The organism is Paludifilum halophilum (assembly GCF_002245355.1).
GTDB classification, from domain to species: Bacteria; Bacillota; Bacilli; order Thermoactinomycetales; family DSM-45169; genus Paludifilum; species Paludifilum halophilum.
The window spans coordinates 253,400-266,913 of sequence record NZ_NOWF01000004.1; the positions used below are offsets into that span (position 1 = coordinate 253,400).

The 13,514-nt window shown below is 53.5% G+C and carries 12 protein-coding genes; 9 read left to right on the plus strand and 3 right to left on the minus strand.

The window, feature by feature from the left end:
- Nucleotides 1-328 precede the first annotated feature (328 nt).
- The gene (locus CHM34_RS08400) at nucleotides 329-1,006 is read left to right on the plus strand and encodes an HAD family hydrolase (protein WP_094264153.1); all 678 of its coding nucleotides are present in this window, start codon (nucleotides 329-331) and stop codon (nucleotides 1,004-1,006) included.
- Between the two features lie 470 nt (nucleotides 1,007-1,476).
- On the opposite strand, the gene CHM34_RS08410 is transcribed toward CHM34_RS08400, so the two are convergent.
- Nucleotides 1,477-3,429: a Xaa-Pro dipeptidyl-peptidase gene (locus tag CHM34_RS08410; protein WP_240511934.1), complete on the minus strand. Its 1,953-nt coding sequence runs from the start codon at nucleotides 3,427-3,429 to the stop codon at nucleotides 1,477-1,479.
- Between the two features lie 210 nt (nucleotides 3,430-3,639).
- Here CHM34_RS08410 and CHM34_RS08415 point away from each other — a divergent pair, with 210 nt between their 5' ends.
- Nucleotides 3,640-4,593 carry a CDP-alcohol phosphatidyltransferase family protein gene (locus CHM34_RS08415; RefSeq protein WP_240511935.1) on the plus strand — a complete coding sequence of 318 codons (954 nt, stop codon included), beginning with the start codon at nucleotides 3,640-3,642 and terminating at the stop codon, nucleotides 4,591-4,593.
- A 54-nt stretch (nucleotides 4,594-4,647) separates the two neighbouring features.
- Here CHM34_RS08415 and gnd read toward each other — a convergent pair whose 3' ends face one another.
- Together gnd and CHM34_RS08425 are read right to left on the minus strand one after the other, a co-directional pair.
- Nucleotides 4,648-5,550: a phosphogluconate dehydrogenase (NAD(+)-dependent, decarboxylating) gene (gene gnd, locus CHM34_RS08420; RefSeq protein ID WP_094264157.1), complete on the minus strand. Its 903-nt coding sequence runs from the start codon at nucleotides 5,548-5,550 to the stop codon at nucleotides 4,648-4,650.
- 74 nt (nucleotides 5,551-5,624) lie between these two features.
- Nucleotides 5,625-7,169, minus strand: coding sequence for a gluconokinase (locus CHM34_RS08425; RefSeq protein ID WP_094264158.1), 1,545 nt, complete (start codon nucleotides 7,167-7,169; stop codon nucleotides 5,625-5,627).
- A gap of 176 nt (nucleotides 7,170-7,345) precedes the next feature.
- On the opposite strand from CHM34_RS08425, the gene CHM34_RS08430 reads away from it, so the two are divergent.
- The 7 genes from CHM34_RS08430 to CHM34_RS08460 all read left to right on the plus strand — a co-directional run bounded on the left by CHM34_RS08430 (nucleotide 7,346) and on the right by CHM34_RS08460 (nucleotide 13,355).
- Nucleotides 7,346-7,693: a phage holin family protein gene (locus tag CHM34_RS08430; RefSeq protein ID WP_094264159.1), complete on the plus strand. Its 348-nt coding sequence runs from the start codon at nucleotides 7,346-7,348 to the stop codon at nucleotides 7,691-7,693.
- A gap of 166 nt (nucleotides 7,694-7,859) precedes the next feature.
- Nucleotides 7,860-8,858, plus strand: a complete 999-nt coding sequence (locus CHM34_RS08435; protein WP_094264160.1) for a PucR family transcriptional regulator — start codon at nucleotides 7,860-7,862, stop codon at nucleotides 8,856-8,858.
- Between the two features lie 146 nt (nucleotides 8,859-9,004).
- The gene (locus CHM34_RS08440) at nucleotides 9,005-10,114 is read left to right on the plus strand and encodes an ABC transporter ATP-binding protein (protein ID WP_094264161.1); all 1,110 of its coding nucleotides are present in this window, start codon (nucleotides 9,005-9,007) and stop codon (nucleotides 10,112-10,114) included.
- A gap of 73 nt (nucleotides 10,115-10,187) precedes the next feature.
- Nucleotides 10,188-11,120 carry an HPr(Ser) kinase/phosphatase gene (hprK, locus tag CHM34_RS08445; protein WP_276207691.1) on the plus strand — a complete coding sequence of 311 codons (933 nt, stop codon included), beginning with the start codon at nucleotides 10,188-10,190 and terminating at the stop codon, nucleotides 11,118-11,120.
- A gap of 142 nt (nucleotides 11,121-11,262) precedes the next feature.
- A complete protein-coding gene (gene lgt, locus CHM34_RS08450; RefSeq protein ID WP_094264163.1) occupies nucleotides 11,263-12,171 on the plus strand; it encodes a prolipoprotein diacylglyceryl transferase in 909 nt (302 codons plus the stop codon).
- A 15-nt stretch (nucleotides 12,172-12,186) separates the two neighbouring features.
- Nucleotides 12,187-12,858 carry a pyrophosphatase PpaX gene (ppaX, locus tag CHM34_RS08455; protein ID WP_094264164.1) on the plus strand — a complete coding sequence of 224 codons (672 nt, stop codon included), beginning with the start codon at nucleotides 12,187-12,189 and terminating at the stop codon, nucleotides 12,856-12,858.
- Nucleotides 12,855-13,355, plus strand: coding sequence for an acyltransferase (locus CHM34_RS08460; RefSeq protein WP_094264165.1), 501 nt, complete (start codon nucleotides 12,855-12,857; stop codon nucleotides 13,353-13,355). The genes ppaX and CHM34_RS08460 overlap by 4 nt, the downstream gene beginning before the upstream one ends.
- Nucleotides 13,356-13,514 lie beyond the last annotated feature (159 nt).

The following is a 13,514-nucleotide window of genomic DNA, read 5'->3' on the forward strand; positions in this document are numbered from 1 at the left end:
CTGATGGATTTTGATTTTAGAATGGAAAAAAAGATCTTTATTCTAGTCCTGACGGATCATTCATATATAGGAGGTCGATAATCTCTGGATATAATATTTTTAAATATATATAATCGAATTTTTCTATAAGCCGCCTTTAGGGAAAACTTAGAGCGGATGGTGAAAGCGTAAATGATTATGATGACAGCATATCTGAAAAAACGAACGGAGTATTAAAGTTCAGTCCCTTTTTCTAGGGCATCCCCCTTACAAAAAAGGGGTATTTTTTTATTTTTAAAATAGATTATGATGTTAGCAAATGATTCAACCGGTCAGGTGGTGACGTACAGTGAAAACGGGCTCCACGGTGTTTCCGAGGACGATCCGAGCGGTGTTATTCGATTGGAACGGCGTGTTGATCAACGATGAAGAGTTGCATTTTGAAGCTTTTAATAAAGTGTTGAGGACTTTTGGTTACCAACTGACGGAGACGGAATACAAGGATCACTGCTTGGGGCGGCGGGACCTGGATGGATTTCAAATATTGTTTCACCGGCTGGGGTGGCGCATTCCTGTAAAGTATTGTGTACAGGCTAAAGCGGTTCATTATCGGGAATTGGCGAACCGGAGTTCGACCGTCCCCCTCATGAAAGGAGTCCCCCAATTGATCGAATCTTTACGCAAGTACATGCGCCTTGCGATTGTAACGTCAGCCGATCGAGGAGAACTTGAGGCCCTGCTTAAGAAAGCCGAATTATTGAACGTCTTTGACCTCTTGGTGACAGGGGAAGATGTTTCACGGGGAAAACCGGATCCTGAAGGTTATCTGTCGGCCTGTGAATCTCTGGGACTCAAGCCTCACGAGTGCGCTGTTCTTGAGGATTCACCGAATACCTTGGACGGTCTGGAGGGTTTCGGATTTTTCTCAGTGGGGATCGGTGATGATCGCCAGTTTCCAATCCATGCAAGGTATATGGTTTTGTCCTCCCCGGAGGAGCTGCTTTACAGCAGTGTCGGCAGCTGCTAGGGCGTGTCTGATAAGCAAGGGATCGGAGACGGTCTACCAGCCCGACCACCTCCGGCGGGATCAAACAGATGAAAGTTTGCTCCCCATTCAGCTGGAAGGAAGTTCCCGATATAGGGTTTCGTAACGAATTTTTTGAGGAGGGATCGATGATGGGCGGGGTTACCGGAGCAATCGGGAAGACATTCCATCGGCTGAAGAATCGGATTGCAAAGAGGTTTTCAGGTGGAAAAAGAAAAAGGTCGGCCGCCAGGTCATTGATTACGTCGATCAAGCGAGTAACGGAAGTGATTTTGACCTTTTTGCGTGTGATCGCGTTTTTTATGGGAAAAGGCCCTTAATTCTCCGGGATGCCAAGAAAAGTTGTCGGCGGGTTGTGGTTTTCGAGCCGGGAAACGGCCGGTTGACGCCGGTATTTCGACTGAAAAACAGCCTGCCACACGGGGCAGGCTGTTTTATGAGATTGGCGCTGGTTACGGTTTGAATGCTCGGCGACCGTCTACGATCGGGAGAGTGATTCGGCTTTGTCCCGGAGTCACGGTGATGGTGGTTCCGCCTGAAGGACGCAGCGTATAGTCGTGGTCGGAGGCGATGAGAACGATACCGATCCGATGGCCTGGCTTAAATACATAATCTTCGGCCTGCATGTCCCACCGGAACGAGTACTCCCGACCCGGAACGACCGGCTTGGAACGGGATGCGGATTGCCGGTTCTGCGGATCCATCCATCCCCGTGTCACAATTTCGAAAGGTGCCCGGTGAGTCTTGTGTTTGTACAGGTAGGTACACCCGTCATCGCCCGGGACACCCTCCCCGTAGCAGATTCGCCGGCCTGTGTTTTCGAGTCCCGCTTCGTAGTCGACACGGGTATCTGTGCCATAATCGACGAGCAGAGCGGTGAGATTGGCCGCCGGCTGGTCAATGCTGGCCCGGATGTTCAGCTTCGCTGTCCCGCTCAACCGAACCGGCTGTTTCAGTTCGGGCGTCAGATAGACCAGTCGGTTCGGGGACGTCGACTGAGGGTCGGCAGTAAGCTGTTCCGCGGTTTGTTCGGGATTGTCGATCAGATCCTCTGTGTCGCCGGGGTGCCCGTGCCCAGGGTGTAAGCTGAGTGTGCCCGCCCCCTCATTGTGACCCGTTTCCAGATGGAACAGGGTCGGACGCGCTTTTTCATCCGGCCAGTTTCGGTGAGTTTCCCATTCGCCCGCGGCACGCTCGATATCCGCCATCGGCTCTTTCATGATTCCGTTGTCGATGTCGTATAGCCAATGATCAAACCAACGGTTCAACGTCGTCAGCCACTCGTCGTGACGGAAGGAAAAGGGGTTTTGGTGTCCCCCTTGGTGTAACCAGATCTTGCGCGGGACTTTTTGACGGGAAAGAGTGTCCCACCACCGGGCGACGTGTTTGGTCTTGACGTTCCAGTCATTGAGTCCGTGGACGGCGAAGACACTGGCACGAACATTCCCCGCATTTTTCACATAATCCCGCTCCGCCCAGAAGGAACTGTAGTCACCGGAGGGACGGTCCTGTTTGTTCTGGAGGGAGTCGATGACATCGGTGCACACCTCGGGATGATCCCGGGTCAGAACCGCCTTGGCCAGGACATCAGTGTCTTCACCCTGGTATCCGCCGGGGGCGACGACGGCACCATTTGCCCGGTAGTAATCATACCAGCTGTTGATCGCGGCGATGGGCACAATTGTCTTCAGTCCCTCGACACCGGTGGCGGCAACCGCATTGGGAAGGGTGCCGTTGTACGAGACACCGATCATACCGGTGTCACCGGTAGACCAATCGGCGGATACCGGTTTTCCGTCCTCGTTGAATGCTTTGGCCCGGCCATTCAGCCAGTCGATGACCGCGCGGGTGGCGATCACCTCATTTTCGCCTCCGGAGGTCGGGCACCCCTCTGATTGTCCGGTGCCCGGTCCTTCGGCGAGAACGACAGCGTAGCCCCGTGGCACGAAATAGTTGTCATAGTAGCCGGGGAACGGTCGGGGAGAGTCGTCGCCGGTACGGGTGGCCGTTTGTGTCCCTGAACTCGCCGGGGTCCATCCCTGGTCGGACGGCTTGCCCCTGCGATCGCCTTTACCGGGTTTGACGGGATTCAGCTCGGTGTCGACATCGTGGAAGGAGATGTTATTCAATCCCGCGCGATAGGGGCTCATCTCATAAATAACGGGAACCTTGAGTCCGGTTTCAGTCTCCTTGGGCCGGATCACGTCGGCGGAGATTCGATCCCGACGTCCGTCGCCGTCACTGTCCATCGGTGCTTCGATAGACACCGTCTCGCGGATCGCATCTTGGTACGAGAAAACGGGTTGAGTGACTCCGTCGTCGATTTGGATCTGCGGTTGTTCTTCGGCTTTTGCCGCGGGAGCGTTGGCTCCCAGGAATAAAGAAAGGGAGAGTGCCAAACACAACAGGAGGGTGAACGCTTGTTTCAGTTTCTTCGCCTCCTTCAGGTAGTGGTAAAGGTTTTACGCTAAACACCTTTCTATCAAATATATCACAAATTTTTGAAACGCAGAAACAACACCGAGTCACGGATCAGAAGAGTAAAAAGACACGAAATTCGTATCCCCTTTCGAATAATATATATGGAGAGAGAAAATAAAGGGGGTTTTTCCGCATTGCAGAAAGAGAGCCGATATTCACTGGATGAAGTGAAGGAAAAGACATATAAAAAAAGAGATTCCTGGTGGACCGTCATCCTGGTCGATCCTTTAGCATCCCGACTGGTTGTACCGGTAGCGAACCACACCCGGGTGACGCCTAATCAGATATCCCTTTTCGCTTTCTTGTTGGGAATTGCATCCGCCATCTTTTTTTATCGGGGGGACACTCTCTCCTTGGTCACAGCCGCCCTGCTGTATCATTTCAGCTTTGTGTTGGACTGTATGGATGGAAAGATCGCGCGGCTGAAAGGGACGGGCTCTGTCTTCGGTATGTGGCTGGACTACATGTTGGATCGGTTTCGGGTGGTGGTCTGTAGCGTTGCGCTGATGGCCGGACAGTATGCGGCCACAGGAGAAGTAATCTATCTGTCCTTCGCCTTTTTGATCGTCTTTTTGGATATGCTTCGTTATATGGATGCGTTACAGCTTTATAAGCTGCGGCAGGAGATGCGGAAAAAGATCCGAAAGGCAAAGCGGGAGGCCCGATATCACCTGATGGAAGTGGAGGGGATTGAAGGCTTTCATGAGGAAAGTTTGCCGCCGGTTCTGAGAGAAAAAACGGATCAGGAAGAACCGGAACGCCAACGGAAAGTCGATTTGAACCGCGGCTTTAAAAAACGTTTTGGCTGGTATCTCCGTATCAGGGATCGGCTGGAGGAAAGCCGGATTCGTCCCCACTTGTTCAGCGGAATCGAATTCCAGATGTTCATTTTTATCATCGGTCCTTTGGCCGGATTGATCAAGGAGACGGTTCTATTCAGTTCCGTACTCCTGATACTATTTGAAGCGGCTATTATTTACAAAATGTGGTTAAGTACCGAGGATCTACATAGAGAGCTGGAGGAGATCCAGCAGGAAGATCCTGTCGTCGCAAAAGATTTTGTCGAAGGCGATCGGTATACAGGTTGATTGGAAGGTAAACTGACAAGTCCCCCTCCTTGAATCGGCGGGGGACTTGTTGGTTCAGTCTTCTTCTTTGACGATGCGGTGCCCGCCGAATTCATTGCGCAAGGCGGCTACCACTTTGCCGTGAAAGGTATCGTCCTCCAGTGAGCGGTAGCGCATGATCAAGGAAAGGGTGATCACCGGTGCAACGGCTTTCAGGTCAAGAGCGGTCTGAGTCGTCCACAGGCCTTCTCCCGACGACTGCATCACCCCGCGAATCCCTTCCAGGCGGGGATTATTGGCGAAGGCGGATTCCGTCAACTCCATCAACCAGCTTCGGATGACGGAGCCGTGCGACCAGACCCGGGCCGTCTTCTCATAATCGAAGTCGAAATCGCTTTTCTCCAGAACTTCAAACCCTTCGGCGATGGCTTGCATCATGCCGTACTCGATCCCGTTGTGAACCATCTTGAGAAAGTGGCCGGAACCGCTTTTACCGGCATAATAATATCCGTGGGTGACAGCCATGTCCTGAAAGAGCGGTTCAATCTCGGCAAAGGCTTCCCGGTTGCCGCCGATCATAAAACAAGCTCCTTCCCGAGCCCCGGAGGTACCGCCGGAGGTTCCGACATCGATGAAATGAACACCGCGGGTCTTCATTTTTTCAGCGCGGGCCATGGAGTCCTCGTAATAGGAGTTTCCTCCGTCTACCACAATATCCCCGGAGTCGAGCAGTCCGCCGAGCTGATCCACTACTTGGTCGGTCACTTTTCCTGCTGGGACCATTAGCCAGATGATGCGGGGCTGTTCCAGAGATTGGACCAGCTCTTCAACGGTGTTGGCGGGGGAAGCGCCGGCCTTTTTCATTTTTTCAACCGCTTCCGGAGAGATGTCGCAGGCAACTACCTCATGGCCGTGATCCAACAGATTCAATACCAGGTTGGATCCCATTTTTCCCAAACCAATCATGCCCAACTTCATGTCATGTTCCAACTCCTTTGATATTAGTATGGTTCATCCGGGCAAAACCAACTCATTGGGAAAGGAAAATATCGTTAAAAATGGCCGGTGCGTTGAAAATGGGCGATGACATCAAATTCATCCTTCAACTTCCGGTAAAGGCGTTCATACATGTAGTAAAGGTTGAGATATGTTTCCGTGTCGGAAAGGTTGGGCTGGTGGCGGTGCTGGATGCGGATCCACTCCTTGACCTCCGACAAGTCGTCGATCGCGCCCAGACCGTATAGGGCCAGGACGGCCGCACCCAGGGCTGATGCTTCCCCGGTTTCCGGTATGACCAGCTCCCGGCCCATAACGTCGCACAGGATTTGCCGCCACAGGGGAGAGCGGGAAAATCCGCCGGAAGCGCGTATATCACGGGCCGGTCCGGCCAGTTCCCGCAGAGCGATTCCGATGGAAAAAACGCTGATCGATACACCCTCCAACACAGCCCGGATAAAGTGTTCCCGTTTGTGATGAAGGCCGATTCCGAAAAAAGATCCCCGGGCGTTGGCGTTCCAATAGGGAGCCCGTTCTCCGGCAAGAAAGGGGAGGAAGAGGAGACCTTCGGATCCGGCGGGTACTTTTTCCGCGTATTGGAGCATGAGATCGTAGGGGTCCTTTTCCAGTCGGGCGGCTACTTCCGATTCCGGCGAGGCAAACTCATCCCGAAGCCAACGCAGCAGAATGCCGCCGTTATTGGCCGGACCTCCGATGACCCAATGTTTCTCCGTCAGAGCGTAGCAGAAAGTGCGCTCGGATTCATCGGTTCGCGGGCGATCCGTTACCGCGCGAACAGCGGCGCTGGTTCCGATCGTAACAGCCATCTCACCGGGATCGATCGCTCCGACCCCCAGGTTGGCCAGTACGCCGTCACTAGCTCCGACCACCCAGGGGGTGTCTGTCGGCAGTCCCATGGTTTCCGCCCAATCGGGATCCAAACCTTCCACCACATGGGTGGTGGGTACGATTGTGGACAATTGTTCCCGGTTGATTCCGGCAATCGTCAGAGCTTTCTCGTCCCAATCCGATTTTTCCAGGTTGAACAGCCCCGTCGCTGAAGCGATCGAGGTATCAACCACATACTGGCCGAACAAGCGAAAAAAGAGGTATTCCTTGATCGAGATGAATTTGGCGGCTGAATGGAAGAGGGTGGGATTTTCCTCTCGCATCCACAGCAGTTTGGACAAAGGAGACATCGGGTGAATCGGGGTCCCCGTCCGTCGATAGAGGGCCTTCCCTCCTAAATCCCGCCTGATTTTTTTCGTCTGTTCAATACTGCGGCTATCCGCCCAGATGATGCTGCGGGTCAGCGGCCGTCCCGACTCGTCCAGGGCGAGGAGCGAGTGCATCGCCGAGCTGACGCCGACAGCAGTCACCTGGTTACCGTCGGCTCCGGATTGTTCCAGGGCCTTTCGAAGGGCCTCTGCCGCTGCGGATAAAATCTCTTCCGGTTCTTGCTCCGCCCAGGAGGGGCGGGGATGAACAAGGTCGTAGCCGACCGAGCAGCTGCCCTGAATCCGACCGAAGGGGCCGAAGACGACGGCCTTCGTGCTGGTGGTTCCGATATCCAGTCCGATGACAACGTTTGTTTCTTTCATAGGGTCCCCCTTATCAATGGGCCTGTTCGAGTTTGGTTTGCAACGACGATTATAATAAAGATTCTTCATCAGACAAAGAAACGATCATAAAAACATTTTTTCCAACCTTGATCATACTCGTCCATTGGAACGGGTAAAAAGAAAAAGAGAATGGATGGATCAAATGGAGGGATCCCATGGGTTGGATTGTTAAATTACTGCTGAATGCGCTGGCTGTGATTCTGGCTGCGCAAGTGATCACCCCCATTCATGTGGACGGATACGGTATCGCCTTATTGGTGGCTCTGGTTTTAGGGGTGATTAATACCTTTATCCGTCCGGTTCTCGTTTTTTTGACGCTTCCGATTTCCTTCGTCACTTTCGGCCTTTTTGTCTTCGTACTCAATGCCTTTTTATTCTGGTTGACGAGTGTTTTAATCAACGGCTTTGAGGTGGAAGGCTTTATCGGCGCTTTGCTCGGGTCGGTTCTGGTCAGCATCATCTCCTGGGTGCTGGACGGCATCTGGAAGGGAATCCGGAATTAAAGAATGGCAAAGGCTATGCCGCCCGCTCAATGGGCGGTTTTTTCATTCGGTCGGATTTCGGCATTAGAGGAAGGGGGATGGTTTGTTTCGGGGATTGACGCTATGATAAAAAGGAAGATGCTTTGATCAAGCATCGCGGATTTCAGTTTGGTCAGGGGGATCGGTGGTGTTTTCCACAGAGTTGATTCAATGGGTACGCTCCCTGGAAAGGATTCTGGGACAAAAGGTCGCCCTGCATCACAGTCGGCAGAAGGCGGGTACCAGTCATCCGTTTATGGTGATGGATCAAGGGGGGCCGGTCTACCTGTCCGTTCTCGGAGAGACCCTTACCCGCCGGGAAGAAGATCTGATTCGGCTGTTGTTGGTTCAGTGGGAGGAGGGTCGGCCCCGGGGTACACCGTCTCAGGCTTTGGCCCGTTGGCTTCGCCGGAGGGATGCGGAGCCGGAAAAGGCGCCTCCCCCGACTGCGGTGGAACGGCTGGATCTCAATGAACGGATCCCTTTCCTTGTGATTGACCGCGGGACTTCCATCCGCTCGGAAGAAGGGTTGGTCCGGTTGTTGATCCGATATTTTGACCGTCGGGCTTGGATCATTCCCTACAACCCCATGGAACGGATGGTATTGGTTCCCCGGTCGACTGCGGTGGAAGAGGAGGGTACCGATCCGGAAACCTCCTGGTTGGAAGGAGCCGAAGGGTTGGCGGAGGTGGTAACCAGTGAGGCCGGGGTGGATGCGGTGATCGGGGTTCATCCTCCGGTTTCAACGGCGGAGCAGTTACCCTGCGCCCTGGAATCGCTGCGTGAGGCGTACCGCTTGGGTAGAGTGCATGCACCGGGACGGCGGGTATTCGCCTCTTGGCAGTTCCCGGTGGAGCGACTGCTGGAAAGGGTCGAAAGGCCATCGATCGATCGATACTTGCACGAGATTTCCAAATCCTGTTTCTGGAAGGACGAAGATTTGCGGGAAACGCTGACCGTTTTTTTTGAGCAGAATCTTAATATCAGCGAGACCGCCCGTCGCCTGTATGTCCATCGAAACACGCTTATTTACCGGCTGGATCGGATGAAACGGGAGACGGGACTGGATGTACGACAGTTGGAAGATGCTTTTTGCGTTCGGCTGGCCTTGGCTTTGACACAACCGAGAAACAGACAGCAACGCTAAGAACATTCGCGGTTGAAAACGGAGAAGGTCCTTATCTTTGTCGAAATTGCTCAAAAAGAACGCCTCTTTTTTGGTTGCACCGGTCATAGAGGATCCTCCTCTCCTGGGCTACAATGGAGTTGACCATTGATGAAAGGGGTTTCCACATGGCGCAGGTGCACTTAAAGCATTTGTATAAAACATTTGGGGATGTGTCAGCGGTTTCCGACTTTGACTTGGAGATTCAGGATCAGGAATTTTTGGTGCTGGTCGGGCCGTCGGGGTGTGGAAAATCCACCACACTGCGGATGATCGCCGGTTTGGAGGAGATCTCCAAGGGTGAGCTCTATATCGGGAACCGTCTGGTGAATGATGTTCCCCCTAAGGACCGGGATATCGCCATGGTGTTTCAAAGCTATGCCCTTTACCCACACATGAACGTTTATCAGAATATGGCCTTCGGACTGAAGTTGCGCAAATTCAAAAAAAAGGAGATCGAAGAACGAGTCCGGGAAGCGGCAAAAATCCTGGATATCGAGCATCTTTTGGACCGAAAACCGAAAGCGCTTTCCGGCGGCCAGCGACAGCGGGTGGCTTTGGGTCGGGCTATCGTGCGGGAACCTCAGGTTTTCTTGATGGACGAGCCCCTGTCCAACCTGGATGCCAAATTGCGGGTACAGATGCGTACAGAAATCAGTAAATTGCACCAGCGCCTGAAGACAACCGTCATCTATGTCACCCACGATCAGACGGAAGCCATGACGATGGGAGACCGGATCGTCGTCATGAAGGATGGCGTGATCCAGCAGGCGGACACTCCGACGGAAATCTATCAACATCCGGCCAATGTTTTTGTCGCCGGTTTTATCGGATCGCCGTCGATGAACATCATCGAGGGGCGTTTGTCGGAGAAGGGCCATGATGTCTGCTTCAAAGGTACTGGATTGGAAGTGAAGCTTCCCGCCGGACGGGGCAAAATTCTAAAGGAAAAAGGCTATGTCGAAAAAGAGGTCATCTTCGGGATTCGGCCGGAGGATATTCATGATGAGCCTTTGTTCTTGGAGTCCTCTCCGGACAGTCGATTCACATCCAAGGTGGAGGTAGCTGAAAATATGGGCTCGGAGATGTATCTCTATCTGAGCGGGATCGCCGACAAGTGGGTAACGGCCCGGGTCAATGCGCGAACCGGATTTACCGCCGGTTCCGAGGTGGAACTCGCTTTGGATATGAACAAGATTCATATCTTTGACAAGGAGTCGGAAGAAACGGTATTCTAAACAGCAAATGCGGGCGGCTGGCCACCCAGCCGTCCTTTTTATCGATCCGGACAGGAAAAAGGAGGTCCCCGGGGTGAAGAGAGACGTAACGGTCAACGAGATGGTACGGCAGTTCGACTTGGAAATCATCGGAGGAGAACAGGGGTTGGACCGGGTTCTGGTCACCAGCGACCTGTATCGTCCCGGTCTGGAGTTGGCGGGTTTTTTCACGTATTATCCCGTTGAACGATTGCAGATGATGGGGCGAACGGAGTTGACTTTTATCTCCCGTCTTCCGGAGATAGAGCGGCAAAAACGATTGCAAAAGTTGTGCCATGAGGAGACCCCCTGTTTTTGCATCACCCGGGGACAGGAGGCGCCGCCGGAACTTTTGTCCGCAGCTGAAGCGAAGGGGATTCCGGTGCTTCGCTCTCCCGACTCCACCACCCGTTTTACCAGCAAAGTGACCAATTATCTGGAAAAACGGCTGGCTCCGACTACCACGATGCACGGTGTATTGGTGGACATTTACGGTGTAGGTGTCCTCTTGGTCGGCAGGAGCGGGATTGGAAAAAGCGAAACCGCACTGGAATTGGTGAAGAGAGGACACCGGTTGGTCGCGGATGACGCTGTGGAGATTACACAGGCGGAGGAGGACAACTTGGTGGGACATGCTCCGGAGTTAATCCGCTATCTGCTGGAGATCCGGGGGCTCGGTATTATCAATGTCATGACCCTGTTCGGAGCGGGTGCCGTCCGGGAGTTCAAAAAGATATCCATGGTGGTTCGCCTGGAGGCTTGGCAGGAAAATCGGCAGTATGACCGGCTCGGACTGGAAGAAGAACGCATCCGGATCATCGATGCCGAGATCCCACTCCTCACTGTGCCGGTGAGGCCCGGACGAAATCTGGCCGTCATCATCGAAGTGGCGGCGATGAATTTCCGGCTCAAACGAATGGGTTACCATGCGGCCCAATCTTTTACCCAAAAGTTAAATCAAACCTTGGATCCGGACGAATTGGATTGAAGGAATGGACTTCGAGTGTTCTTTTTTGTTCCGCCGAAATTGGACGCAACCCAAGCGGCCCCGACGGCGTTTCATTTAGGTGGGGACTCGGTTAAAATGGAGAAAGGATTTGGAACGAGTACATAAAGGAGGAGCCATACATATGCTTTTTGGGCAGGTGATCGATCCTGTAGCGATCTCCCTGGGGCCGCTTCAAATTCATTGGTACGGGATCATTATGGGGTCCGCCGCTCTGATCGGGTTGTGGATCGCTATTTTGGAGGGGAAGCGACACGGATTGGACAGCGAGCTGTTCCTCGATATGATGATCTGGGTCATTCCCGCCGCGATCCTGGGGGCGCGCCTTTACTATGTCTTTTTTGAGTGGGACTATTATCTGCAAAACCCCGGTGATATCGTCGCGGTTTGGAAGGGTGGACTGGCCATCCATGGAGGGCTGATCGGCGCGCTGGTGGCGGGTGCGATCTTCATGAAAAAGCGGGAAGTTCCTTTCCTGCAGATGGCGGACATTGTCGCTCCCAGCATCATTCTCGGACAAGCGATCGGACGCTGGGGCAATTTCATCAACCAAGAGGCCCACGGCGGTGAAGTGAGCAGACAATTCCTGGAGGGCTTACACCTTCCGGATTGGCTGATCGAGGGAATGAATATTCAGGGGATGTACTACCATCCTACATTTCTCTACGAATCGGTATGGAACCTGACCGGGTTTTTGCTGTTACTCGGGATGCGCAAGTGGAATCCCCGTCGCGGAGAAATCTTCTTTACCTATCTGATCTGGTATTCCCTGGGCCGTTTCTTCATCGAAGGGTTGAGAACGGACAGCCTGACTTTTGACGGGCCCTCATGGCTGGCTTCGTTGTTGAATGGTTTATGGACCCCGATGCAGGTCCTGTTCGAACCCGGTGTGATGGTGGACGGAAATATCCGGATCGCCCAATTGGTCAGCCTTTGCCTGGTGTTGGCGGGAGCGGGTCTGATTGTCTTTCGCCGTCTGAAAGGAAAGGCTGACGAACCTTACCTGAAAAAAGAGGACAGCGTGATCGGTTAAAGAGGTGATACGGGCATGAACGACACATATAAGACGGTTCTCTTTGACCTGGACGGAACGCTGTTGGATACGACCCCCCTCATCATGGCTTCCTTTCGCCACACTTTGGATCGCCATTGTCCGGGTCAATACGGAGACAAGGAAATCCTCGCCTGTCTGGGTGAACCTCTGCTGGAACAGATGAAAAAGCTGGGCGGTGAAGAAGAGGCCGAGGCGATGGTAAAAACCTATCGGGAGCATAATATTGCCCACCATGATGATTATGTCGAGGCATTCCCCGGTGTGGCGGAAACCCTGGATCGGATGTATCAAGCCGGGATTTGTATGGGTGTTGTCTCCAACAAACAGCGGCGGACGGTGGAAATGGGCCTTGCTCTGTGTGACCTGGAAAAATACATGTCTGTCGTCGTCTGTAACGGAGATACGCCTCGGCCGAAGCCGGATCCGTCCCCGATACGGAAAGCGGTGGAAGGGATCGGGGCGAATCCCTCCTCCACACTGATGGTGGGAGACACCCGCTATGATCTGCAGGCGGCGAAACGGGCGGGTGTAGCCGCCGCCGGTGTCGCTTGGAGCCATGGAGGAGCCGAGGCGTTAAAGGCTTATCAACCGGACGTTCTGCTGGAGCGGATGACCGACCTGTTGCCCATCGTGGGTATTGAGCCGGACAAAGGAGCCCGGGAATGAGGCGGACCGAACGGTTTTCAGTGGAAGGGAGCAATTCCCTGTGGCAACTTTACCGTACGATTTCCTTTTGGCGCCTGTTCAAAAATACGGCGGTGGTGGAAATCGCCCGGTACATCCCTGTCTTTCCCTGGAAAAACTGGATCTACCGGCACCTGATGGGGATGGAGGTGGGGGAGCGAACGGCCTTCGCCTTTAAGGTGACTGTCGATCTCCTTCATCCCGAGCGGATTCGGGTCGGCAAAAACACCATCATCGGTTTTAATACGACCATCCTCACCCATGAATACTTGGTGGAAGAATACCGTCTGGGGGACGTTGTCATCGGGGACCATGTGATGATCGGTGCCAACACCACGATTCTTCCCGGAGTCACGATCGGAGATCATGCCGTGATCGGAGCGGGTTCCCTGGTCAACCGGGACGTCCCCCCTCATGGCTTTGTCGCGGGAAACCCCATCCGTCTGATTCGTCGAGGGAACGCCACCCGATCCGACTGAACAAACCAAAACAGGCGATCCTGTACAAGGGATCGCCTGTATCATGACGAGTTGAAGACATCAAAGAATCCGGCGGATCCCGCCGGATTCTTTGATGTTGCAGGAAACTCGGGGAAACAGGTTTTTGGGTCAACCGATGGATCATATTTTGATGGAAGA

Coding starts and splice junctions, on each gene's coding strand:
- gnd (WP_094264157.1), bottom strand. CDS start 5,550: ATGAAGTTGGGCATGATTGGTTTGGGAAAAATGGGATCCAACCTGGTA.
- CHM34_RS08425 (WP_094264158.1), bottom strand. CDS start 7,169: ATGAAAGAAACAAACGTTGTCATCGGACTGGATATCGGAACCACCAGC.
- CHM34_RS08430 (WP_094264159.1), top strand. CDS start 7,346: ATGGGTTGGATTGTTAAATTACTGCTGAATGCGCTGGCTGTGATTCTG.
- CHM34_RS08440 (WP_094264161.1), top strand. CDS start 9,005: ATGGCGCAGGTGCACTTAAAGCATTTGTATAAAACATTTGGGGATGTG.
- lgt (WP_094264163.1), top strand. CDS start 11,263: ATGCTTTTTGGGCAGGTGATCGATCCTGTAGCGATCTCCCTGGGGCCG.
- ppaX (WP_094264164.1), top strand. CDS start 12,187: ATGAACGACACATATAAGACGGTTCTCTTTGACCTGGACGGAACGCTG.
- CHM34_RS08460 (WP_094264165.1), top strand. CDS start 12,855: ATGAGGCGGACCGAACGGTTTTCAGTGGAAGGGAGCAATTCCCTGTGG.